At 52.6% G+C, this 23,267-nt stretch carries 15 protein-coding genes; 7 read left to right on the plus strand and 8 right to left on the minus strand.

Features of this window, described 5'->3' with window-relative positions; translation table 11 throughout:
* The first annotated feature begins 38 nt into the window (after positions 1-38).
* Positions 39-473 (plus strand): Dabb family protein, encoded by a 435-nt coding sequence (locus ACAW75_RS17585; RefSeq protein ID WP_370730057.1) that lies wholly within the window; start codon positions 39-41, stop codon positions 471-473.
* 150 nt (positions 474-623) lie between these two features.
* On the opposite strand, the gene ACAW75_RS17590 is transcribed toward ACAW75_RS17585, so the two are convergent.
* From ACAW75_RS17590 to ACAW75_RS17600, 3 genes are all read right to left on the minus strand, one after another.
* Positions 624-2,027: a tetratricopeptide repeat protein gene (locus ACAW75_RS17590; protein ID WP_370730058.1), complete on the minus strand. Its 1,404-nt coding sequence runs from the start codon at positions 2,025-2,027 to the stop codon at positions 624-626.
* A gap of 161 nt (positions 2,028-2,188) precedes the next feature.
* Positions 2,189-3,220, minus strand: coding sequence for an NAD-dependent epimerase/dehydratase family protein (locus ACAW75_RS17595; RefSeq protein ID WP_370730059.1), 1,032 nt, complete (start codon positions 3,218-3,220; stop codon positions 2,189-2,191).
* Between the two features lie 484 nt (positions 3,221-3,704).
* Positions 3,705-4,787 carry an AAA family ATPase gene (locus ACAW75_RS17600; protein WP_370730060.1) on the minus strand — a complete coding sequence of 361 codons (1,083 nt, stop codon included), beginning with the start codon at positions 4,785-4,787 and terminating at the stop codon, positions 3,705-3,707.
* 205 nt (positions 4,788-4,992) lie between these two features.
* Here ACAW75_RS17600 and metG point away from each other — a divergent pair, with 205 nt between their 5' ends.
* Positions 4,993-7,125, plus strand: coding sequence for a methionine--tRNA ligase (gene metG, locus ACAW75_RS17605; RefSeq protein ID WP_370730061.1), 2,133 nt, complete (start codon positions 4,993-4,995; stop codon positions 7,123-7,125).
* 77 nt (positions 7,126-7,202) lie between these two features.
* Here the strand turns inward: metG and rsmA are convergent, their stop codons facing one another.
* From rsmA to hemW, 4 genes are all read right to left on the minus strand, one after another.
* Positions 7,203-8,024 (minus strand): 16S rRNA (adenine(1518)-N(6)/adenine(1519)-N(6))-dimethyltransferase RsmA, encoded by an 822-nt coding sequence (rsmA, locus tag ACAW75_RS17610; protein ID WP_370730062.1) that lies wholly within the window; start codon positions 8,022-8,024, stop codon positions 7,203-7,205.
* Between the two features lie 51 nt (positions 8,025-8,075).
* Complete coding sequence (locus ACAW75_RS17615) at positions 8,076-9,413, minus strand: vanadium-dependent haloperoxidase (protein WP_370730063.1); 1,338 nt, start codon at positions 9,411-9,413, stop codon at positions 8,076-8,078.
* Positions 9,414-9,556: 143 nt separating this feature from the next.
* Positions 9,557-10,468: a monofunctional biosynthetic peptidoglycan transglycosylase gene (gene mtgA, locus ACAW75_RS17620; RefSeq protein ID WP_370730064.1), complete on the minus strand. Its 912-nt coding sequence runs from the start codon at positions 10,466-10,468 to the stop codon at positions 9,557-9,559.
* Positions 10,469-10,479: 11 nt separating this feature from the next.
* A complete protein-coding gene (gene hemW, locus ACAW75_RS17625; protein WP_370730065.1) occupies positions 10,480-11,595 on the minus strand; it encodes a radical SAM family heme chaperone HemW in 1,116 nt (371 codons plus the stop codon).
* 552 nt (positions 11,596-12,147) lie between these two features.
* Here hemW and ACAW75_RS17630 point away from each other — a divergent pair.
* Together ACAW75_RS17630 and ACAW75_RS17635 are read left to right on the plus strand one after the other, a co-directional pair.
* Positions 12,148-12,885 (plus strand): LytR/AlgR family response regulator transcription factor, encoded by a 738-nt coding sequence (locus tag ACAW75_RS17630; protein WP_370730066.1) that lies wholly within the window; start codon positions 12,148-12,150, stop codon positions 12,883-12,885.
* Positions 12,886-12,892: 7 nt separating this feature from the next.
* Positions 12,893-14,023, plus strand: a complete 1,131-nt coding sequence (locus ACAW75_RS17635; protein ID WP_370730067.1) for a sensor histidine kinase — start codon at positions 12,893-12,895, stop codon at positions 14,021-14,023.
* A gap of 77 nt (positions 14,024-14,100) precedes the next feature.
* Here the strand turns inward: ACAW75_RS17635 and ACAW75_RS17640 are convergent, their stop codons facing one another.
* On the minus strand, positions 14,101-14,262 hold the full coding sequence (locus ACAW75_RS17640) for a hypothetical protein (protein WP_370730068.1): 162 nt from the start codon (positions 14,260-14,262) through the stop codon (positions 14,101-14,103).
* Positions 14,263-14,442: 180 nt separating this feature from the next.
* Between ACAW75_RS17640 and ACAW75_RS17645 the strand changes: the two genes are divergently transcribed.
* From ACAW75_RS17645 to ACAW75_RS17655, 3 genes are all read left to right on the plus strand, one after another.
* On the plus strand, positions 14,443-18,525 hold the full coding sequence (locus tag ACAW75_RS17645) for a S8 family serine peptidase (protein ID WP_370730069.1): 4,083 nt from the start codon (positions 14,443-14,445) through the stop codon (positions 18,523-18,525).
* Positions 18,526-18,708: 183 nt separating this feature from the next.
* The gene (locus ACAW75_RS17650) at positions 18,709-21,360 is read left to right on the plus strand and encodes a S8 family peptidase (RefSeq protein WP_370730070.1); all 2,652 of its coding nucleotides are present in this window, start codon (positions 18,709-18,711) and stop codon (positions 21,358-21,360) included.
* Positions 21,361-21,555: 195 nt separating this feature from the next.
* The gene (locus ACAW75_RS17655) at positions 21,556-23,067 is read left to right on the plus strand and encodes a choice-of-anchor I family protein (RefSeq protein ID WP_370730071.1); all 1,512 of its coding nucleotides are present in this window, start codon (positions 21,556-21,558) and stop codon (positions 23,065-23,067) included.
* Positions 23,068-23,267: the final 200 nt, after the last annotated feature.

Raw genomic sequence — 23,267 nt, forward strand, 5'->3', positions numbered from 1 at the left:
CGTAGCCCTTATGGGTCTTTTTTTTACCAAACCTGACAATGACTAAATCAATCTCAACTCTCTGTGCCGCGCTACTGGTCTCAGTAGCTTCGTTTGCCACGGCTACGAACGAATCAACGGTTAAGCCACCCAAAAAACAAACGGCGACACGCGTCGCTGCCAAAGCTATGGTTCAACACATCGTCCTGTTTAAATTCAAGCCGGAGGCAACACCGGAAAAAGTCGCCGAGATCGTAGCGGCATTTGAAGCGCTTCCATCAAAGATCAAGGAGATCAAAGGCTTTCAGTGGGGCACCAACAACAGCCCCGAGAAGCTCGACAAAGGCCTGACTCACGCGTTTATTCTGACGTTCGACAACGAGAAAGATCGCGACACGTACCTGCCACATCCGGCCCACAAAGCCTTCGGTGGCGTAGTTGGTCCCTGGCTAGCCGACGTGACAGTGGTCGACTTTACGAACAAGGGGAAATAGGGGAAGGAGCAAAGGGAGGAACGGGAGAAAAGGAGGAACGGAGGAAGGGGAGAACGGAGGAAAGGGATTGCTGACGCAAAAGCAAAATACACTGGCGTCAGCAATCCCTTTCCTCCGTTCTCCCCTTCCTCCGTTCCTCCTTTTTCTCCCTTATTTTTCGTGGTATTGCTGAATGATCTTATACAAGGCCTTCTGCTTTTCCAGCTCAGGGAAGAATTCAAAGAGTTGCACGTGCGTGTCGTAGTCGAGCGTAAGGGCCGTTTCCAGGCTTAATAAGGCCTCGCGGTAGTTGCCGGCATAAATCTGGTATACCACCGCCCGGTAATACAGATCAGCTTCCTGCGGTAGTTCTGATAAGCCGATCTGGATGATGCCAAACGCTTTGTCGTAGTCGCCCTGGTCAAACGGAATCAGTGACCACATCAGGTACACATCGGCATTGGCCGGGTCTACTTCTGATGCCTTCTCGAACGCTTCGATGCTGGACACAACATTACCAATCTTGTACTCGGTTTCAGCCAGAATAACATAATAATCGGCGTTGTTATCGTTCAGTTTGATCGCTTTCTGCAAAAATGGAATGGCTTCGTACCATTTACCGAGTTCGCTCAGGCATACACCAATGCCATACCAGGCTTCGTCCCAGAGGGCATCTAACTTGGTGGCTTCGCGATACTCCTTAATGGCTTCGGGCAACCGGTCCTGACGTTCAAGGCTGGCTCCCAGATGCGTATACGTATCGGCGGTTGGTTCTTCGTATTTGAGCGTTAGCCGGTAAGCGGCTTCCGCCCGGTCGAACTGCCCCAGGTTCATGTACGTATTGCCCAGGTTGAAATGCGCCGAGGCAAAATCTTCCTTGATAACGATCGCGTAATCGTAAGCTTCGGCTGCTTCGGCAAATCGGCTTAGTTTGCTGTAGGCGATGCCCAGATTATACCACGCATTATACGAATAAGGGTCTTTGTCGATCAACCCTTCGTAATACGGCAAATTGGCTTCCAGCTCACCATTGATATCGAGGCAAAAAGAGAGCTCGTACAGGGCGCTCTCATTGTTCGGATTCAGGTCGATCGCCTTCTTATAATGCGCCACAGCCTCCTCGAATTTCCCCCAGTTCTGATAGCTCTGGGCCATCTGGAAGAACACGTCATCCTGATCGTCGGTACGGTCGAGCATATCGGTCAGCACTTCGATCGATTCTTCGAACCGACCGGCCATGTTCAGCACGGTGCCGCGCATATACTGCACGTCGAGGTCGCCGGGGTTAAACAAACCAGCCCGATCGAGCTGGTCAATGCTTTCGTCAAAACGTTGAAAATTAGCCAGGATCTGAGCCCGGTCGAGCATTAATTCCAGGGCATATGGAAAATTATCGAGTCCGGCTTCGGCGGCTTTAAAAGCCCGTTCAAGATCGGCCTCGTTGAGGTAATGTTCAACCAGACGCTCATAGACGTCGAGATCGAAATAAAAATTTTCTTCGCTGGCGAGCATCTGCTCAAAGCGCTGAATGCTCTCTTTGATGTCGCCAGCCCGTTCGTCAAACTCTTGCTCCATGTAGCTGTGTCGATTCACGAACCACCACCTACGATTTGCCGAAAAGCGGAATGCGTAAGCCGAAAGTCGTACCGCACGGGATAGGGGACGCACCACGGGTGCGATTTATCCGATGTTGTTATGAAATATATAGAGAAAAACACAAACTTCAATAGCCCGGTTCAAATACTTTCCCTACGCTTTACTTGACTGGCAATTCGATGCAAGGTCACGTCTAGCGGCCGGTACTGGAAATCAATTGAGTGGGTGACTGGACTGCCCGGATAGTAGTATTTATGACTAGCACCCGTAGCTGTCTCGCGGGTGATCAGGGGTGACCTACCTGTAAGCATGGAACGAACGGCTTCGATCGACGCCAGGATTTGGGACAGCCCCGGCGGAACCCGTATACTGGGTGGCCGCTTGCCCATTGCCTGCGCCAGTCTGGTCAGAAAGTCGTGGTAAGGAATAGCGCCGGCATTGAGGATGAAGCGTTGCTCGGTAAGGGGGCTATGCAGCAGTTTAACGATAGCTTCGGCCACATCGAGCACGTCGACGTAATTGATATCACCATCGGTATAAAAGCGATTCTCCTCGTAAACGTACTTGATCAGTTTCGTGCTGCTACGGGTCCAGTCGCCTTCACCCAGCACAATGGTTGGGTTGACCATCACCACCGGTAGTCCTTCGGCGCTGCCTCGCCAGACCTCCAGTTCGGCGCGGTATTTTGTTTTGGCGTAGGCTGAGTTCAGGGGCGATTCTTCCCACTTCTGCTCTTCGGTGATGACGGTAGGTTGTTGAGAAGCGCCAGGTACGTTCCGTTTCTGTTCAGGGCGCCCTAAAGCTGCTACAGAACTCAGGTAGGCCAGTTTCCGCACGCCCGCCAGCAGGCATACGTTCACGATGTTGGCCGTACCTTCCACGTTGACCTGCTCCATCCGGGCGCGGTCTTTAGCGATGAAAGAGACAATGGCCGCACAATGAACAACGTCGCAGCCGGGCGTGATGGCATCTTCAAGCGACGGAATATCGAGCACATCGCCTTCTAGCCAGGTGATCTGATCGGCTATGTCAGTCAACAAGCCGTACCCATTTCCAGCGCGGTACAACGCTGACACCGGCCGCCCCAGCGAGAGCAAGTAGCGTACCACATGTGAGCCAATCAGGCCGGTGGCCCCGGTAACGAGTGTATTAGTAGGTAACGATGAGGTCATTCAGAAATTGGTGTAGTGTCACAAAACCCGGTGCCTGTCGGGCGTGTAAATCAGCTAGAAGGCGAAGGTAATCGGAGTCGGTTTCGATCGACGGACTTTTGAATTGATCGCCCAGCCTTTTCGGATCAGTAGCGAATCCATACTCAAGCAAATCGATACCAACTTGACTGGCATTCCACAGTATAAACGATTCAATCGCTTTGTCGATGATAATGATTGATTAGTGGCTTTGTTTCTTTTCAGAATGAGTTTGTCTTTCTCCTGAGTTACCTCGAAAAAGCTAAAAAAGCCTTTGCAGTGAATAGGTGATTTTTTGTCGTTATCAACGATGTCAATCAACTTGTAGTTGCTAGCCCTGGGTGATAACATAGGTTTAGCTACTTCGGGGCAACCGGTCTCATGAATGGATAATTTCGGGTCTGGGAAGAAATGCCGGATTAAGGCCGTATCAGCATGACATTCTGATAAAAATAAAACAGGGCGCTTAGGCATTGGGCTCGTAACGACTAAGGTTATAAAAGAGGTCGATACTTAAATCCTGTGCCTCCTGCAATTCGTCCGGGGTCAATAAGCGCACATGGGTTTGGTAATCCTTGTAATAGGTGATATACACCCCCAAATCGGCCTCGTCCACTTCGCTAATCAGCGTTTGCAGCAAATAAGGACTATGCGTGGAGATAAAATACTGATTCTCATCATGCGAGGCAATCCGGTGTGCAAGTGCCTTCGTATAAGGCGGAAACGAATGTACCTCAGGCTCTTCTAGAACAAGAACTGAATTCTTGTTTGATTCGACCGCTGCGATGTAAAACATGAATCGACGGAAAGTATCTGCAATCGTGTAATAATCATACTTGTAGATATAATAACCGTCTTTCCTTTGAATGTTGAATGATTGAGTCTCTCTGTCTAAAACAAAATCTAAACCTTGTTCTGAAAAGAGTTTGCCAAATTCATTTTTCAAATCACTACTTCTATCGATTATTTCAAATAAGTTTTTTCCGTCTGGAAGAAGAAATGTTTTATTTGAGTAAGAGAAAGTTGTGATATTTGAGAAATCGTATTTTATAACAGGTATTGGCCCTTGGTATTCTACTTGGTTTAGCTCCAAACTTTTCCGTGAAATGTCTCCATTGTTAGATAGTATACAGTAGTGATGCTCTTTAGTTTTAGTTGTAAGATCTTCCTCTTTATAATTAATTTCAAAATTATTGCCTTTTATAATCCTATCTAAAGAATATGAGTATTCTTCTCCCGAATCTGCCTCTATGCTTATTACAACTAGAAATTTATTAGTGGTTAAAGATAGCCAGCTATCAGGGAGGTTTTGATAAAAAAGATTTCTGATATTCCTATAGCGTATGGCACCGTTCATAAACCTACCTTCAAATAAGTCCTCTCCAGCTAAACCCAACGCTTCCAGAATATTCGATTTGCCGACGTTGGGTTTACCGATGAAAATGTTGACCCGCTTGCAGTCGAGGCGGAGGTCTTTGATGGATTTAAAATTTTTGATCTCAACCCAGTCCAGGAAATTGCTGGTATCGGGAGCGGCATTGTCTTCCATGACGGTCGGGGAGTAGCTACAGGTACGTTGCTACGGCTGGTAATTGCGTAAACATAACAACTCTTGCTCTTGAATGGCTAATTTTGCAGGAGAACACAGTGTGTCAAGTTTCAGGTTTCAGGTGTCAAGTGCTCCGCTTATCAACCATAAGGTGGCCAAGCGGAGCACTTGACACCTGACACCTGAAACTTGACACTTCCTTCAAATGCTCGAAAATCCACAACGCTATACGGTTACGGCGGCGCTTATCTATGCCAACGGTCCTATTCATATTGGTCACCTGGCCGGTTGCTACCTGCCCGCTGATATTTATGTACGTCTCCTGCGTGCCACAGGCCGCGATGTAGCCTTTATTTCCGGTACCGACGAGCACGGTGTACCCATTACCATTAAAGCAAAGAAAGAAGGGATCACGCCGCAACAAGTCGTTGATAAGTATTACACCCAGATCAAAGATTCGTTTGAGCAGTTCGGTATCTCATTCGATATTTATTCGCGTACCTCTAATCAGGTGCATCACGAAACGTCGCAACAGTTTTTTACGACGCTCTACGACAAAGGGTATTTCGATGAAGAAGTGACTGAGCAATACTTCGACGAGGTGGCCAATCAGTTTCTGGCCGATCGCTACATTGTGGGTACGTGCCCGGTTTGCGGCAACCCGAACGCCTACGGCGATCAGTGCGAACGGTGCGGTACGGCCCTTAGCCCCAACGAGTTGATCGAGCCGCATTCGACGCTGTCGGGATCAAAGCCAGTGAAACGCCAGACAAAGAACTGGAACCTGCCGCTCGACCGGATGCAACCCGAAATTGAGCAGTACGTAAACAGCCATACCGAGTGGAAAACCAACGTGTTTGGCCAATGCCAGTCATGGCTGAAAGAAGGGCTGCGTCCACGGGCCATGACCCGCGACCTGGAATGGGGTATCAAAGTGCCGCTGGCCGATGCGGAGGGCAAGGTGCTGTACGTTTGGTTCGATGCCCCGATCGGTTATATCTCGATGACCAAAGAATGGGCCGAGCAGCAGGGACGTGACTGGAAATTGTACTGGAAAGACGACAAGACCAAACTGGTGCATTTCATCGGGAAGGACAATATCGTGTTCCATTGCATCATTTTCCCCGCCATGCTGATGGCCGAAGGGAGTCTGATTCTGGCCGACAACGTACCGGCCAACGAGTTTATGAACCTGGAAGGCGACAAGATCAGTACGTCGCGCAACTGGGCGGTGTGGCTGCACGAATACCTCGACGAACTGCCCGGCAAACAGGATGTGCTCAGGTACGTATTAGCCGCCAACGCACCCGAAACCAAAGATTCGGAGTTCACCTGGAAAGATTTCCAGACCCGGAACAACTCCGAACTGGTAGGCATTTTCGGGAACTTCGTCAACCGGGCCGTAGTGCTGACGCATAAGTTCAACGAAGGGCACGTACCTGCCTTTTCGGTACCGGCCGATGAAAGCCAGCTGGCTATCGATCAGGCACTGATGGACGAACTGGCGCAGTATCCCGACCGGATCAGTCAGGCGATTGAGCAGTATCGGTTCCGCGAGGCACTGGGCTTACTAATGGATGTAGCCCGCCTCGGCAATAAATATTTTGCCGAAACCGAGCCCTGGAAAGTTGTCAAGACCGATCCGCAACGCGCGAATACTATTCTGAATCTGGCGCTTCAAGTGGCGGCTAATCTGGCTATTCTGTGCGAGCCATTCCTGCCTTTCACCGCTGAAAAATTACATGCGCAACTTGGGCTGGCCGAAAAGCTCGATTGGACCAATGCCGGCCGTGTTGACCTGCTGGTTGAAGGGGCACAACTGGCTCCGGCTGAGTTACTGTTCGCCAAGCTGGAAGACGATTTTATTCAAGTACAGATCGACAAACTGAACAAGACAAAAGAAATGAACGCAGCAGAAACAGCAGGTGCCCCGGTAACCGGTAACGTACCTACCGACGGCACACCAGAAGCGATTGAAGAGGCCGCGCTGAAGAACGTACCTGAGCTGAAAGCCGAAATCACCTACGATGATTTTGCCAAACTGGATATTCGTATCGGGACAATTACCGAAGCGGAACGCGTTCCCAAAAGTGATAAGCTGCTGAAACTTCAGGTGGAAGATGGCATGGGCGGTCGGCAGATTCTGAGCGGCATTGCCAAGCACTTCACGCCCGAAGAGCTGATCGGCAAACAGGTGACATTCCTGGCCAATCTGGCCCCGCGCAAGATGATGGGGCACGTGTCGCAGGGAATGATCCTGATGGCCGAAGACGCCGACGGGGCCCTGGCCATGTTGCCGCCCCATAAGGCCGTCTGGAATGGAGGAACGGTTTCTTAAAAACAGTTTACTGTTTACCGTTTACTGTCTTCTGTTGCGCTGCTAATCTGCGAAGCAACAGAAGACAGAAAACTGTTTTATGCCATCATCAACAACGTTAATTCCACAAATTCGGCGACGCTGAGCTGTTCGGCGCGTTTGTCCATGAAGGGGCTGGCAGCGGCAGCTTCGGTAATGCCCAACGGTTTTAAGGCGTTTCGCAGCGTTTTACGGCGTTGGTTGAAGCCGTGTTTTACTACCTGCGTGAATTTACGTTCGTCGCAACCCAGATCACTTTTCCCGTTTCGACGGCAGCGGATCACTCCTGAATGCACTTTCGGTGGCGGGTTAAACACTTCCGGGCCAACCTTGAATTCGTAGGTGACATCGTACCAGGCCTGTAGAAAAACGCTCAGGATGCCGTAGTCTTTATTGCCGGGACCAGAAGCCAGCCGCATGGCTACCTCGTGCTGAAGCATTCCAACTATTTCGGGCACCCGATCGCGCATTTCGAGCACTTTGAAAAAAATCTGACTGGAGATGTTATACGGAAAATTGCCGATAACGGCGAAGGGCTCCAGGGTAGTCCCATAAAAATCAGTGGGCTTCATCTGTAAGAAATCGCCCTCGATGATATGCCCTTTCAGTTCAGGTACGTTCCGCTTCAGGTACGTTACCGACTCGGTATCAATCTCCACCACGTCGAGCTCGAATCGGCTGTCTTTTAGCAGAAACTGCGTCAGCACGCCGGTTCCGGGGCCAATTTCCATTACTTTCCTGTACGGTACCCCATCCAGACCGGCGTGGCCACTGAGTAGTTCGGCGATCCGCATGGATACGCTCATGTCAGTCAGGAAATGCTGGCCGAGGTGTTTCTTTGGCTTTACATAATTGGCATCGCCAGCGCGGTGTACTTTCATTCGACAAAGGTACAAAGAACCCCCGCAACGGCAGGGTCAGCCAACGAGTGTTTACCGCCGCCAACTGAGCGCGTTGATGTTTTGCCCAATCTTTTTGCCTTCAGCCAGTCCGGTCTCATTGTCTTGTTTTGTATGAATGCCGCCATAAAAACGAGAGAGAGCAGCTTCTTCAGCTGTTGCCCAAAAGGAACTGAATGAACGGGGAACATAATCGATTTTTCGTAACTGATCACGCGCGCGGCCTTCGTGGGTGTTGTCGATAAACCGGAATCGGGTACCATACAACTCAGTCAACACCGTAGCTGTAGCTGCCGACTGAACAGAATGACCGGAATAAAAAGCGGGGAAAGGCGGTTCGGGCCAGAACTGTGTCCAGTTGGGGTCGATGTTAGCGCGAACGTAGGTAGACGGGCGTTCGCAGTGGTAGGTGTATTTCGCTTTCCAGCAGTTAACAAAGCCGTCGGCTACGGCCATGCCCACCCGTGCGTAGGTTTCCGCTGCTTTAACCAGATCGGGAGCAGCCGTTTTGATGACAATATTGGCCAGGTTGTAGGAGTGGCCCGGCGGCGAAAACGTTTCGGAGGGGTCGTCGCCCCACCAGGCCGCAATCGCTTTTTCTTCGGCTGTCAGCGACTTATTCTTTTGGTAGACTGCGGCATATTGTTGATAATAGGCGCTCTTCGGGTTTGTTGAATAAGGCGTCATGTCTGGCACTGGTAGGGTGCTGTTGACGGGCGCGAAGGTGCGATTACTGCCCCATCCCGGATGCAGCGGAAATAGTGAAACGATCTGCCCATTTACCGGCGCGATCCAATACCCCGCCCCTTTGGGAAAGATGTAGGCAGGGTCGAAATTTCGTTTATATCCTTCGAACCCCCCATCTAGTTTCGACCACGCAAAAATGGCGGTAGCTACGGCTTTTCCATAAGCGACCGATCGATTGGCCACATCGGGCTGGGTGCCGGCCATGAGCTCGTCGTTCACTGCCGCTTCGAGCGAGTCGACCCGGCGCAGGCGATCGCTGGCAGCAAAAGCAAACAGGCTTTTCAGCATGGTAGCTTGCCCTGCGTTCAGCACCAGCGCATAATTATAGACTTGTCCCGGTTCGGGTGTTGGTAAGGTGGCGAGTCCGCTCAACTGCCCTGCCAGTGACCGGTGTGTGTTCCGGCTGTTCACCACACATTCATACATGGTCAATCCAGCATAGCCCAGTGACCGCGACCCGTAGGTGGGCGTATTCAGGGGCAACTGCTTCATGACGGTCAGCGTCATTTGACCCCAGCGTAAGGCCACGCGTGTAGCTGGCTCCAGCACTGGTTCGGGCTCGGGCTGTTGTTGCTGGCAGGCTGCCAGGCCGAGCAAGAGGAAGAGCGTAAAGACTTTTTTCATCGTGCACAAACGCAGGGCTGGTGGTCGGCAAGAAAGTATCCTTTTGGCTGTGTAAAATACTTGAACCAGATTACGTCTACTGACTGGGTACAGCCGAAAAAAGTGGAGTAAGCTAAGCCAAAGGCTCAGTTGCCAACCCTGTTTTATAAATTTCGGATATACTTCTGGCCGCCCAGGGCGCGCATCTGGCGGGCAATCTGGCGGGTACGGCGCTGAATGTAGCTCGATGGTTTTCTGATTGAAAACTGGTTCGGATTGGGCAACACGGCGGCAATCCGGGCCGATTCATCGCGGCTGAGGCTATTGGCCGAGTGGCCATAGAAGCGTTCGGCGGCGGCTTCTACCCCAAAGGTCATGGGTCCGGTTTCGGCCACGTTCAGGTACACTTCCAGGATGCGCTTCTTGCCCCAGATCAATTCGATCATAACGGTGAAATACACTTCCAGCCCCTTACGGATGTAGCTGCGGCCGTTCCATAGAAATACATTTTTGGCCACCTGCTGCGAAATCGTGCTGGCACCACGCGCCCGTTTGCGGTACTGGTTTTCTTTGATGGCATCCTGAATTTCATCAAAATCGAAGCCCCAGTGATAGGGAAACTGCTGATCTTCCGAGGCGATCACCGCCAGCGCTGCCTCGCGGTTGATTTCTTCGTAGGGTCGCCAGGTCTTAAAAATCTTACTTGATTTGTTGGTGCCAATGGTGTCTAGCTTCCGGCTGATCGTCAGCGGCGTGAACCAGACCGGTACGTATTTCAGCATAACAACCCAGGCAACGGAAAGCAGAAAAAGGATTACTATCCCTCTGGAGATCAATGTGTACGCTACACTCAGCCAGGGGTGCTGCCGTATGTAGCCACGCGCCTGCCGAAAGCCTTTCCGAAGGGCATAGCCAGCACCCTCCCGCGACGTCTGCTTTTTTTGAACAGGGCGGGGCGGCCCGGATGCAGGCCGGTTCGACGTTGGCCGGTTTGGTGGAGGCATCGGCGGAGGTTGCCGGTTGTCCGGCGGAATAGTTGGCGTTCGTAGGCGATTAACGCGCTTTTCGGGCTGCATAGTGTTGCAAATTACTCTACAAACAAATCGCTCGCCACGCGATCGGCGAAGAGTTTGCCCGATTCGGTGAGTGTCAGCCTAGTGTCGCCTGTCTGAAGCCAGCCCTTTTTTACCAGCTTTGCCAACTCAATTGCCTGTTCAACCAGGAATGATCGGCCCAGTAGTGCGTCTAACTCACTAATCTGGCACCCCCAGATCGTTCGCAGGCCCGTTAGCAGATATTCATTGACCTGATCGGCCCTGGTCAACTCCTCCCGTTCGGCCGGAATCTGTCCGTCGGTGATCGCTTTAACGTAGCGTGCGTTGTTGGGTACGTTATGCTGGCGACTAGGCCCGTTGTATGAATGAGCCGAAGGGCCAATGCCCAGATACGGTTTTCGTTGCCAGTAGGCTGTGTTATGGCGGGCGAGGTGCCCCGGTTTGGCAAAATTTGAAATCTCGTAATGAACGTACCCGGCCGTGTTAAGGGCAGCGTCTAACTCGGTGAACTGATGAGCTGATAAGGTTTCGTCAACGGGCGTTAACTGCCCTTTAGCCGCCCACCGGCCAAAGGGCGTATTGGGTTCAATCGTTAGGCTATAGGCCGACAGATGAGGTACATCAAGGGCAATGGCTTTGCCCAGGTCGGTGGCCCAGGTACGTTCCGAGATGCCGTAGATCAGGTCGATACTGAGGTTGTCGAAACCGGCTTCTCGAGCGCGATGGACGCAGTTTTCGGCTTCAGTAGCTGTATGGGCGCGATTCATCCAGCGAAGCGTTTCTTCGTCGAACGTCTGAATACCAATACTCAATCGGTTAACATACCTGCGAAACATGGCCAACCGGGCCGGATCGGTCAGATCGTCGGGGTTGGCTTCGAGCGTGATCTCGGCAGCAGGCAGTACCGTAAAATGCCGATGAATGGCGTCGAACAGGTAGTCTAGTTCGGCTTCTGTCAACAGCGAAGGCGTTCCGCCACCAAAATAGATTGTTTCCAGCGGAGCAGCGGGCAGGTACGTATGCCGCAGGTGAACCTCATGCGCCATCGCCTCAACCAGCTGCCGTTTGCCACGCAGGTTCGTACTGAAATGAAAATCGCAGTAGTGGCAGGCCTGTTTGCAGAAGGGAACGTGGAGGTAGAGATGCATACTACCTGAATGACGCATGTTCCGTGGATGAAGTTCCTGACCTGGCAACCCGGCCATATTCCGTTGCCCGGGCCACAAAGGCAAATTCCCGTCACCAAGATTGGCAACGGGAATCTAATAAAACCTGATGAGTGACTACCAGGATAGCTTGAGTGACTAGGAGGCTGTAGTTGATGCTATAAGGCGGAATAATCCATATCAGCGGTGTTTGCCAGAACCACGACGGGTGTCTTTACCTGCTGATCAGTAAGTGAGGTGTGTTGTACAGAAGCCGGAAAGTGAGGTTTTGACTGGAAATTTGGGCGTTTGCGCCCAGGGGTTGGAAATAATTGTGGTAAACTTGGTAGTTGCGGCGCGTGTGGTTCTGCCAAATCCGTGCAATGAAGCACAGGTAATGACTGCCTTTCGTGCTCGTTTTAGCCGCCCTGTCTTGCTAGTTGACCACGCCAAAACAAGCCTGTTATCGGGATAAGGCAAACTTATTTCGACCAACGCGCTCATCCCTCCGACCAATGAAAGCGCTTTATAGACCAATCATTAATTGTTTACTCAATGAGTGAGCCCATCCGCTGTTATTTGCTGGACGACGACCAACCTGCCCATGTCGTTTTGTCGAAATTCATCAGTCGCCTTCCCTATCTGCAACTGATCGGCCAAAATGTAGACCCTTTCGAGGGGCTCGAAGAGGTGCAGACTCTTGCACCCGATGTTTTGTTCCTGGATGTGGATATGCCCGATCTGGGCGGTATAGCCTTTTTGAAATCATTACCACAGCCCCATCCGGTTGTAGTCATGGTAACAGCGTTGCCGCAGTATGCGGCTGAAACGTACAATTTTGAGTCCGTAGCGCATTACTTGCTGAAGCCGGTGGGGTATGACAAATTCCTGGAGGCGATCAGCCGCGTGACAAAACGACTTGGGTATATGCCCGACGGAAGCAAGTCAACCGCTGTGGCCCCGCGAGAAGAAAAGCCTTATTTTCTGGTCAAAGAAGACAAAAGACTGATCCGGGTGACGCCCGAGGATATCGTTTTCGTGGAGGGAATGAAAGACTATTTAAAACTGCACCTCAGAAGCCGGACATTGATTGCCCACATGACCATGAACAAGCTGGAAAGTAGGCTGCCTGCGTCGCAGTTTCTGCGTGTAAATCGGTCGTATATCGTTCGGCGGCAGGCTATTGACGAAATCGATGGCAATCAGATCACAACCATCGGTGGGGGTAAAATTCCTATTGGTGTTACGTACCGTGAGGCTGTAATGAATGAGTTAAAGAAAAACATGATCTGAGGTAACCATGCCCTATTCACAGGTTTTGCTCCGCCTCCGATCGGCCTTCACCAGACTAAACACGCCATCGACCCGTGGCTGGATACGGCGGGTCTGGCTATGGGGTATCATCGGGTGTGCGATCCGATACGTTTATTTCGGCACCTTTTATAAGGCCAGCCCTTTTGCTCAGTCGGCAACAGCCCTATTGCTCTTTGTGCAGACCATTGTCCTGTATTATGTGTTTGCCTATACGGTTTTTCCGCGCACAATCTACAAGCGTAAGATCGGGCTGTTCCTCCTGTGGCTCTTCGTCGTGTATCTTATTGTTTACCAGACCAACTACTGGATTTTTTACTGGTTGCATGCCATTGGCGAAACAGGGCGCGTAGACCGTGAATCGAAGCTATTGGCAGATTGGGGCATCTGGGGGTTCATGACCAATGGAGCCGCATTTTTCTGGACCGTTTTCTGGAGCTTCCCGTTTGTGGTGTTTCCGCTCACCTGGCGGGTGGTACAGGATGTGATCAGTCTGCGTATCCGCACCATCCAGCTCGAAAAAGATAAGCTTGTTCTGGAGCTGGATTACCTGAAATCGCAGGTAAACCCCCATTTCCTCTTCAACACGCTCAACAGTGTCTATGCCCGGGTATTCGCTATCGATGAGCAGGCGGGGGAGCTGATCCTGCAACTGTCGGAATTGATGCGGTATAATTTGTATGAAACCAATCAGCCCCGTGTGGATCTTGCTAAAGAACTGGGCTCTATTCAGAGCTACCTTGACCTGGAACGGAACAGACTGGAAGGGAAAGAGGTAGTTATCGACTATGAACAGGTGGGCGAAGTGGCAACCCACCAAATTGCTCCGCTGCTACTGATGGCGTTCGTTGAAAATGCTTTCAAGCATGGCGTAAAGGGTGGGCGCAAAAGTGCCTTCGTCCGCATTAAAGCCGAAGTCGTGGCGCAAACGCTACTGTTTACCGTTGAAAACAGCGTAGCGCCTCAACGGCAGCTTCCGGCTAATCTGATCAAAAAATCGGGTGGGGTGGGACTTCAGAACGTGCGCAGACGGCTGGGTACGTTATACCCGAATCAGCATGCGTTGCACATTAGCCCCGGAGATACATCTTACGCAGTCAGCGTCACTATTCACCTATAGGTGCATGTACCGGTCAGTAAGTGCTGTTGTTTGCCAACAGATCAGCCGCCGGTTATTTATAAGAGACGGGGCTAATCTCACTTTTTCGGGCAGCTTTTGCAGCGTTTGCCCTTCTTGTATTTTTTGCAGCAACTTTTCAGCAGGCAGTCGGGCGCCGAGCGCAGGGTACTGTCGAAGAGAGGAAGCGGACGGAACGCAGCCTGAGCCTGATCAACCTCACTATCTGAAAACGGATTCATATCTGTTGTTTATAAAACTGAAACGAAGATACTTGTTGTTTAGATTCTTTCCAAACAAGTGCCGGGCGTTCGTATTAGAATCTTATGAAAAGGCTTTCATGCCTGCAACGTACAATGCCGATTAACGGTAATTAGCGTGTAGATTTGTTTACCTAACGAATTCTCTTCATTGAACAACGTATGCCCATTTTTTACCGACTTGTCGGGCTGTCCCTTTTATTGACTGGAACTGCACTGGCTCAACCACTTCCTCAATACAGCCTGGCGCAGAAGAACCAGCTTCAGGTACTCCAGAAAACAGTAGCGCTCGAACAGTCGGCCAATTTCCAGAAGGCGGTGCTGATTGCTCAAAAGCAAGGTCGGGGCGTGGAAGAGCCTGCTGGTGAGGGCCTTATTCGTCGGTTGCGCGGCGTTGATGAACAGACGGGCAATCTGCTGTACGATATGGTTTATTTCAATGCCCGTTCGGCCAATACAACCAGGACCAATAGCCTGTATGCAGGCGGTAGTCTTGGCGTTACTCTGAACGGGAGTAGTGAGGCAGTACGAAATCGGTTAGGCGTATGGGATGGCGGTCAGGTATATGCCAGCCACCCCGAGCTGGTGAACCGCATCATTCAACAGGATAACCCATCGAATACCAACCGCGAGAACGACGACGTCTATCACGCTACCCACGTGTCGGGAACGATGATTGCCGCTGGCATCAATCCGCTGGCGAGGGGAATGGCGTACGGCGCCAGTCTACGGGCGTGGGACTTCAGTAACGATGTAAGCGAGATGACCACGGCTGCGGAAGGGCTACTGGTCTCGAACCATTCCTACGGTAGTATTGCAGGCTGGCGATTCAATAGTAGCCGTACTACCACCAACAAATGGGAATGGTGGGGTGATACAACGGTGAATGCTACGCAGGATTATAAATTTGGTTTGTACGATGACAATGCCCGATCGTGGGACCGTATTGCCAACGCATCGCCTTATTACCTGATCGTGAAGTCGGCAGGTAACGACCATGCGGCTGGCGGGCCTACTGCCGGGCAGGGCTATTACCTGGTTCAGCACAACAACCGGCTGAGTACGACACCCCGCGACGTGCAAAACGGATATGATCAGATCACTACCTACGGCACGGCCAAAAATATTCTGTCGGTAGGGGCTATCGCAAACATTACGAATGGTTACCTGCGTCCGTCAGATGTTAGTCTGGCATCGTTCAGTAGTTGGGGACCAACCGACGATGGCCGGATCAAACCGGATATCTCGGGGGTTGGTGTGAACGTGATCTCAACGGCCTCATCGACCTCATTTGCCTATGGGGCGTTAAGTGGAACGTCCATGTCGTCGCCAAACGTGTCGGGATCGGTGCTGCTGCTACAGGAGTATTACGGACAACTAAATCCGGGAAAACTGATGCGGGCGGCCACGTTGAAAGGGCTGGTGATTCATACGGCCAACGAAGCAGGTACGACTGCTGGTCCCGACTATCAAAATGGGTGGGGGCTGTTGAACATAGAACGGGCAGCCCGCGTGATTCAAAATGCCGATAAAAGCAATATCCTCGAAGAACGAACACTAACGCAGGGAGATGCCTATTCCGTCACTATGGTTGCTTCGGGGCGTGGTCCGCTGGTAGCTACTATCTGCTGGAGTGACCCCGAAGCCGCTGCCACAACCGGTACCGGTGCGGCCCGGTTCAATAATCGAACCCCTAAGCTGGTCAATGACCTGGACGCCCGGATAAATGACGGACAAACAACAGCACTTCCGTGGACGCTTGACCCTGAAAATCCCGCTCAGGCGGCCAGGCCCGGCGACAATATTCGGGATAACGTTGAGCAGGTATACATAGCGAATCCTGTTCCGGGACGTACCTACACGCTGACCATCAGCCACAAAGGAACGCTTACCGGCGCTGGGGGGCAGGCCTACGCGTTGCTCGTCAGTGGGGCCGGTGGAACGGCCTATTGTGCGTCGGCGGCCAGCTCGTCGGCAGATAGTAAAATTGCCCGCGTTCAGTTTGCCGGTATCAATCAGGCCGGTTCTGAAGGATGCACAACTTACAGCGACTTCATGAGCACTACGGCCGTTACGGAGGTACAGCCAAGTCAGCCCGTGCCCATCACGGTGACTACCGGTACGTGCGGGGCGGCCAAAGCGGTTGTTGTTAAGGCCTATGCCGATTGGAATGCCAACGGAACGTTTACTGATGCCGGTGAACTGCTGGCTACCTCGTCGGTATTGAACGGGCCAGGTACGTTTATCTCAACCCTAACAGCTCCGTCCAGCGTCACGGCAGGTACGTTGGTTCGTCTGCGGATTATAGCTGTTGAAACCACAGACGCCAATGCAGTACAACCCTGTGGCAGTTACGGGAACGGGGAAACGCAGGAATATCTGCTGCGCGTTGTGCCGCCACAAACAGATGTGTCGGTGGCATCGTTTGTGGAAAGTACGTCAACCTTCTGCGTTACTACCCAGGCCGTTTCGGTTCGGGTACGTAACACCGGTGGGAGTGACCAGCGTAACCTGCCGGTTGCTCTGCAAATCACCAGCGCTGCCAGCCAGCCAGTGGCGTCGCTGACCAGCACGGTAGGGGTGTTACGCGCTTATCATGATGCGCTCGTTTCGTTCGATCTGCCGGCTTCTGTGTCGCTGGCTGTAGGGCAAACCTATCAGCTTGTAGCTACGATCGGTCTTGCGGGTGATCAGGACACGACCAACAACCGGCTGGCTACCAGCCGAACGATCAGCGCCGGTACCCTGGCGGGTACGTTTTCGGCCGCCGCCTGCGGCAGCGACCCAACGGTAACCCTGCGGAGTACCGGCACCAATACCATACCGTTGTGGTACGACACGCCTGTTTCAGGTACGTTGCTGGCGGTGGGCACGCAGACATCGGCTCCCGCCCGATCGGTCTACTATGTGACCACCAACGAGTTTGGGGGGCGCCTTGGCCCGGCCGCAAAAACTGATTTCCAGGGCGGCAGCTACTACGGCAACTTCGGCCCACAACCGCTGATCTCGACACGCGTCCCGTTGCGCATCGACCGGGCCAGAATTTATACCGGAGCTGCTGGGCGCCTGACTTTCCAGGTACGTAAGTTTGACGAAACGGTGGTGTCGAGTGCCACTATCGATGTGCAGGCTACGCGTACATTGCCTGCCTCGCAAACCAACGCCAGTGGCCAACAACTCGATGACCCGAACGATGCGGGGGCCGTTTATCCGGTAAACCTCTCGATTCCCACGCCGGGCGATTACAAGATTTCGATTGAATACGAAGAAGGCGTTACCATCTTTCGAAGCAACTCCGTAACGGCTGGCTCTGGCTCGAGCTTTGCATTTCCGTATACGCTACGCGCGCAGAACGGTGATATCCTGGCCACCAGCAAAGGCTCCCTGTTTGATTCGGGTACCGGCCAGGATACCTTAAAAACGGCCTGGTATTACCTGTATGACATGCAGTTGCGCCCGTTGGACTGTCCGGTAGCCCAGCGTACTGTTGTAAACGTGTCGACCCGCCCGTCGCCAACGGCTTCTATCGCGACCCTCAGCAGTACAACAGCATGCCAGGGGGGAGCCATAACGCTCCGGTCAACGTCAACGACGGCCACGGCGGGCGAGACGTTGACTTACCAGTGGCTGCTGAACGGACAGGCAATTGCCGGCGCGACCAGCCAGACGTATGCAGCGGGTACCAGCGGTCAGTATGCCGTGCAGGTCGGGAGTAGTTGTGCGCCCGTTTCGTCATCGACGGTGAGCGTATCGATTGTTCAGCCACAATTGCCTACGATCGTTCAGTCCGGCCTTTTGCTGACGTCGAGTTCAGCAGGGGGAAATCAGTGGTTGCAGAATGGGGTACCCGTGCAGGGAGCCACCGGACAAACATTCGCGGTGCCTCAGACCGGGCGTTATTCGGTGCGGGCGAATGTGAACGGTTGTGGTGACGGTATTTCTGAAGAATTGTACGTGGCTATATTGGCCGTTGAACCGCCATTCCAGGCCAGCCTGAAGGTTTATCCGAACCCAACGCAGGGCCAGCTGACGGTTGAGGTAGCGGCACCTGATTCCGGGCCTGACCCAACGGTTCGGCTGTTCGATGCCCGGGGCGTGTTGCAGCAGCAAGTGCCCATGAGCCGTATACTAACCCGGTGTTCGGCCACGCTCGACCTGACGGGCTTGCCAACCGGTACGTTTTTTGTACAAGTATTGACCGATACCACCCAGGCAGCGGCGGTAAAAGCAGTGCTTAAGTACTAAACGTCTCTCTTTCTCTTGATTGCTATCAGTAGTACATGGTCTGAACCGAAAAAACGTACCCATGTCCTGATCAGGAGTTTGGTTAATGTATTTATAGTGAGCAGTTTAAGTGCAGGGTTCGTGCACGCACAGCCTGCCTCTCCTGCTCCTGTAAAGCGCATTATGCCTCACCGGCGGCCTGCTTTGCCAACGATACCCGCTGGCGGAAGCAGGCCGCTGGCAGATCGGGTCAGCAAAACGTATGCCAGCCATCGAGCTACTCTTGATCTGGGCACGGATAATACCGGTCATCCGATTGTTTACGGCCTACACAACACCGAGGCAGCGCAAGGCACACGTACCCAGTCGTTGTATGGGCAGAACGTCACGGGTTTATTTCTGAATGGTGGCACTCAGTTTGTTTCGGGCAAACTAGGGCTCTGGGACGGTGGACGCGTACTGGCCGAACATCGTGAGTTTGGCGGCCGGATAAGTTTCCGCAACGCCGGAACGGCGCTAAGCAATCATGCCACACACATGGCAGGGACACTCATTGCCGCAGGTATTACGCCAGAGGCACGGGGCATGGCCTATGGGGCATCACTGTCGGTCTGGGACTACGCCAATGATATAGCTGAGCTGACGACCGCTGCGCCTAACCTGTTAATTTCGGTACATGCCTATGGCCCACTGTCGGGCTGGGTGCAAAACCTGGAACGACCCGGCGTAGACCCCAATCTGAAATGGGAATGGTGGGGAAACACCACGGTCAGCACCACCGAAGATTACCTGTTTGGTTTCTACAGCACCAAAGCGCGTGATATTGATAAGCTGCTCTATGCGAATCCTTCGTTGCTGATGGTTCGGTCGGCCGATAATAAACGGGCCGAAACCGGGCCTTCGGCCAATACGCCTTACTTTTTAAATAATACGGATCAGAAGAGTACGCTCCCCCGCAGCCGCAACGACAGTTATGACGTGATTCCGGGCGAAGCCACGGCTAAAAACGTGCTGACAGTAGGAGCGGCAGAAGTATCGCTCGATAGTGACAATGATCCAACCCGACTGCTCGTGTCTCCTTATAGCGGCTGGGGACCTACCGATGATGGCCGGATAAAGCCAGATCTGTTAGGCGTTGGAACGGGCGTTTTTTCAACACTGGCCGATGGCGTAACTGCCTACGGGACCAATACAGGTACGTCGATGGCCGCTGCCAATGTGGCCGGGTCATTGTTGCTCATTCAGGAATTATACGCCCGACAGACAAACGGAAAATTTCTCCGGTCTGCTACCGTGAAAGGACTGGCCATTCACACGGCCGACCGGCTAAACCCCGATACCGGGCCCGATTATCGCCAGGGTTGGGGGTTATTGAATACCGAAGCCGCCGCCGATGTACTACAAAACGCGAATCAGGCGCACTTGATCAGTGAGGCGGCATTAACCCAAAACCAGACCTGGACAACATCTGTGGTTGCGCAGGGGAACGAGCCGCTGATTGTTACGCTCTGCTGGACAGACCCCGAAGGCACGGTGAGTCCATTGCTGCCGTCGTCGCTCAATAACCGGACACCCAAGCTGGTCCATGATCTGGATCTGCGTGTGATTGCCGGGAGCCAGACCGTATTGCCCTTTGTGCTGAACCCGGCGCAGCCAGCCAGTGCAGCCACGCGGGCCGATAATAGCCGGGACAATGTGGAACAGATTTACATTGCCAAGCCAGTGGCTGGTCAGACGTATACCATCCGTGTTGGTCATAAGGCCAGTTTACAGACCGTTAATCAACCGTTTACGGTGATCGTCAGCGGCAGACGGCACACAAAGTGCACGCTGCCAACCGTGGGGTTACTAGCTAGGTCAGATACAACTATTTGTGCTGGTAGTGTGCTCACGCTGAAGTCAGATGATTTGCCAGGGGTGCGGTATGAATGGCTGCGCGATGGTATACTGATCCTGGAAGCGAACACGCCGGAATGCCCGATTCAGGAGGCCGGGGCGTATACACTTCGGTACACAGACCGCAACGGGTGTACCGGCTTGTCTACACCGGTTAAAGTCAGGCTGTTCAGCCCAAACGTGCAATTGACGCCCAGCTCACCTAACCAGTTTATCTGCCCAGACCAGGTAGCGGTTAAGTTAGCGGCGACCGTGAGCTACGGAGCAACGCTTAGCTGGCTGCGCGACGGCCTTACCGTACCGGGAGTAGCTGGCTCTATCTTCCAGGCGAATCAGCCAGGTACGTATCAGGCGCAGGCCATTCAGAACGGCTGCGTGGGGCGTTCACCGGCGGTAAACGTTCAGGCGAGTACGGTGAACACTATCATGGTAGTACCCGCAGACGAGGTCATTCAGCTGCCTGTAGGAGCAAGCCTGAGCCTGCAAGCGCCTGCTGAGACAGACTACAAGTACCAGTGGTACAGAGATAAACAATTGCTCGACAATGCTACCAGTTCCAGCCTGCTGGTCAGAGAGCCAGGTACGTATCAGCTGCGGGTCAATCAGCAGCAGTGTATAGGCTGGTCCGCTGATAAGATCATACGCCGCTCAACCTGGGTAGGTACGAGCGTTGCCGATTCGCTGCTCACCTTTGGTATAGACGACAGCACGTTTGTAGCGTATCCCAACCCGGTGCTAACGACGCTGCTCATTCGTTATTTACAGCCGGGGGCCACTCAGGTGAGCGTCGACATATACAGTGCCGCCGGCCATATGGAGAAGACCGGATTCAGGCTGAACCGGTTGTCGAACGGTCTATTTTCGCTTGACCTGCCCGTTGGCGATCTGCCTGTTGGCCTGTACATTCTTCGACTCACCGACGGGCCTCGTCAGCGCAGCCTGCGGTTTATGCGACGATGATGAAGTGACGTTAGCTGCCGCGAAAATTCGGGGAAACAGTAAGGTAATACTGCCTGCTGATTATTTTTTGTTTGGTATGTAAACTATTGACTGATAGATAGTTGATCTGTTGGATTGTTATCAAATTATGAACACGGCCCACGTGTTTAATTTGGTTTTAACCTTTGTATCAACGTCTACCTTAATCAACGTTTCATGCAACAGTCCCGTTACTTTTTAGCCGGTGGGATCGCCTTACTACTAATGGCTTCCTGCGATCACCGCGAAGGTGGCCTTGCGCCATTAGCTGAAAATGTTAGTTTGTTTCGTGAGATAGCCTCACAGGATTTCGGCGGTACAGCCGCCTCCGAGATTTCAACGTATGATCCGCTGAGTCAGCGCATCTTTACGGTCAATAATGAAGCGGCGCCTAAAGTGGAGGTGCTGGAATATTCAACGGCAAACGGACTGGTAAAGCGCACGGCTATTGATGTATCTGCCCTGGGTGGTGTAGCCAATAGCGTCGCGGTTAGCAACGGTAAGCTGGCTATCGCCCTGGAGGCAACCAATAAGCAGGCCAATGGCAGCGTCGTGGTCGTTGATACCCGTACACTGGCCGTTGTGAAAACGGTTCCTGTCGGCGCTCTGCCCGACATGGTCACGTATAGCCCTGACGGTAAATACATCGTAACGGCTGATGAAGGAGAGCCGAACGACGCCTACACCGTTGATCCGGTTGGGTCGGTGTCGATCATCGATGTGACCAACAACTATAGCGTAAAGACGTTGACGTTTGAGGCGTTCGATGCGCAGAAAACGACACTGCTGGCCGGTGGTTTCCGTCTGTTTGGGCCTAAAGCGACCCTGGCACAGGATGTGGAACCCGAATACGTGGCGATCTCGCCCGATTCGCGAAAAGCGTGGGTGACCTTGCAGGAAAGCAACGCCATTGCCGAGGTTGATCTGGTATCAGGAAGCATAGTGCGTCTCTGGCCCCTGGGTATCAAAGACGTCAGCCTGACCATTAATGCCATTGATCCCAGCGATCGGGACAACAAAATTGCACTGGCCAGCTGGCCCATCAAAACGTTTTATCTGCCCGATGCCATTGCCCATTTCGAGGCAAACGGAGGCAGTTACTTACTCACTGCCGACGAGGGCGATACACGCGCCTATGGTGGGTACAACGAGGAGGCACGAATCAGCACCCTCGCGCTCGACCCGGTTGCCTTCCCAAACGGAGCGGCTCTGAAAGAGGCAGCGAACCTGGGGCGGATGGTCGTGACCAAAAGCCTGGGTGACACAGACAACGACGGTGATTATGATGTGCTGTACGGCTTTGGTGGGCGCGGCTTTAGCATTTTTAATAGTGTAACAGGGCAGCGCATTTATTTTTCTGGTAAAACGCTCGAAGAAAAAGTTATTGCCGCTGGCCTGTATGATGATACTCGTTCAGACGACAAGGGAATAGAACCTGAAGGCGTGACCATCGGCACGATCAATGGTCGTCCAATTGCGTTTTTAGCTCTGGAACGGGCCGATGCCATTGCTATTTATGACTTGAGTGATCCGGCCAATCCACAGTTTAAGCAGTTATTGCCTACTGGTGATGCGCCCGAGGGTGTCCACTTTGTTGCTGCTGCCAATAGCCCAACCAGGCGTAGTCTGCTGATTGTGAGTAGCGAGGGCGACGGAACCGTAAAAGTATATCAGCCAGATCTACTGTAGTGCTGGCTGGCGGCTTATAAGTACAGACCGTACCGGAAGGTGCGGTTTTTTTATGGTGTACGCCTCCAGTCGCCGCTTTCCGGGCGCGAACAGAGGGCACATCCCTACTTGAGGGATAACGGGAGCAAATTGGTCGTTTTATGGAAAAAGCGGTTTGATAACCTTTAATTCATGGTTAGATGGCTTTAAATCTGAAAATG

It is taken from the genome of Fibrella arboris, assembly GCF_041321095.1.
Classification (GTDB): Bacteria; Bacteroidota; Bacteroidia; order Cytophagales; family Spirosomataceae; genus Fibrella; species Fibrella arboris.

Coding starts and splice junctions, on each gene's coding strand:
- ACAW75_RS17585 (WP_370730057.1), top strand. CDS start 39: ATGACTAAATCAATCTCAACTCTCTGTGCCGCGCTACTGGTCTCAGTA.
- ACAW75_RS17590 (WP_370730058.1), bottom strand. CDS start 2,027: ATGGAGCAAGAGTTTGACGAACGGGCTGGCGACATCAAAGAGAGCATT.
- ACAW75_RS17595 (WP_370730059.1), bottom strand. CDS start 3,220: ATGACCTCATCGTTACCTACTAATACACTCGTTACCGGGGCCACCGGC.
- ACAW75_RS17600 (WP_370730060.1), bottom strand. CDS start 4,787: ATGGAAGACAATGCCGCTCCCGATACCAGCAATTTCCTGGACTGGGTT.
- metG (WP_370730061.1), top strand. CDS start 4,993: ATGCTCGAAAATCCACAACGCTATACGGTTACGGCGGCGCTTATCTAT.
- rsmA (WP_370730062.1), bottom strand. CDS start 8,024: ATGAAAGTACACCGCGCTGGCGATGCCAATTATGTAAAGCCAAAGAAA.
- ACAW75_RS17615 (WP_370730063.1), bottom strand. CDS start 9,413: ATGAAAAAAGTCTTTACGCTCTTCCTCTTGCTCGGCCTGGCAGCCTGC.
- mtgA (WP_370730064.1), bottom strand. CDS start 10,468: ATGCAGCCCGAAAAGCGCGTTAATCGCCTACGAACGCCAACTATTCCG.
- hemW (WP_370730065.1), bottom strand. CDS start 11,595: ATGCATCTCTACCTCCACGTTCCCTTCTGCAAACAGGCCTGCCACTAC.
- ACAW75_RS17630 (WP_370730066.1), top strand. CDS start 12,148: ATGAGTGAGCCCATCCGCTGTTATTTGCTGGACGACGACCAACCTGCC.
- ACAW75_RS17635 (WP_370730067.1), top strand. CDS start 12,893: ATGCCCTATTCACAGGTTTTGCTCCGCCTCCGATCGGCCTTCACCAGA.
- ACAW75_RS17640 (WP_370730068.1), bottom strand. CDS start 14,262: ATGAATCCGTTTTCAGATAGTGAGGTTGATCAGGCTCAGGCTGCGTTC.
- ACAW75_RS17645 (WP_370730069.1), top strand. CDS start 14,443: ATGCCCATTTTTTACCGACTTGTCGGGCTGTCCCTTTTATTGACTGGA.
- ACAW75_RS17655 (WP_370730071.1), top strand. CDS start 21,556: ATGCAACAGTCCCGTTACTTTTTAGCCGGTGGGATCGCCTTACTACTA.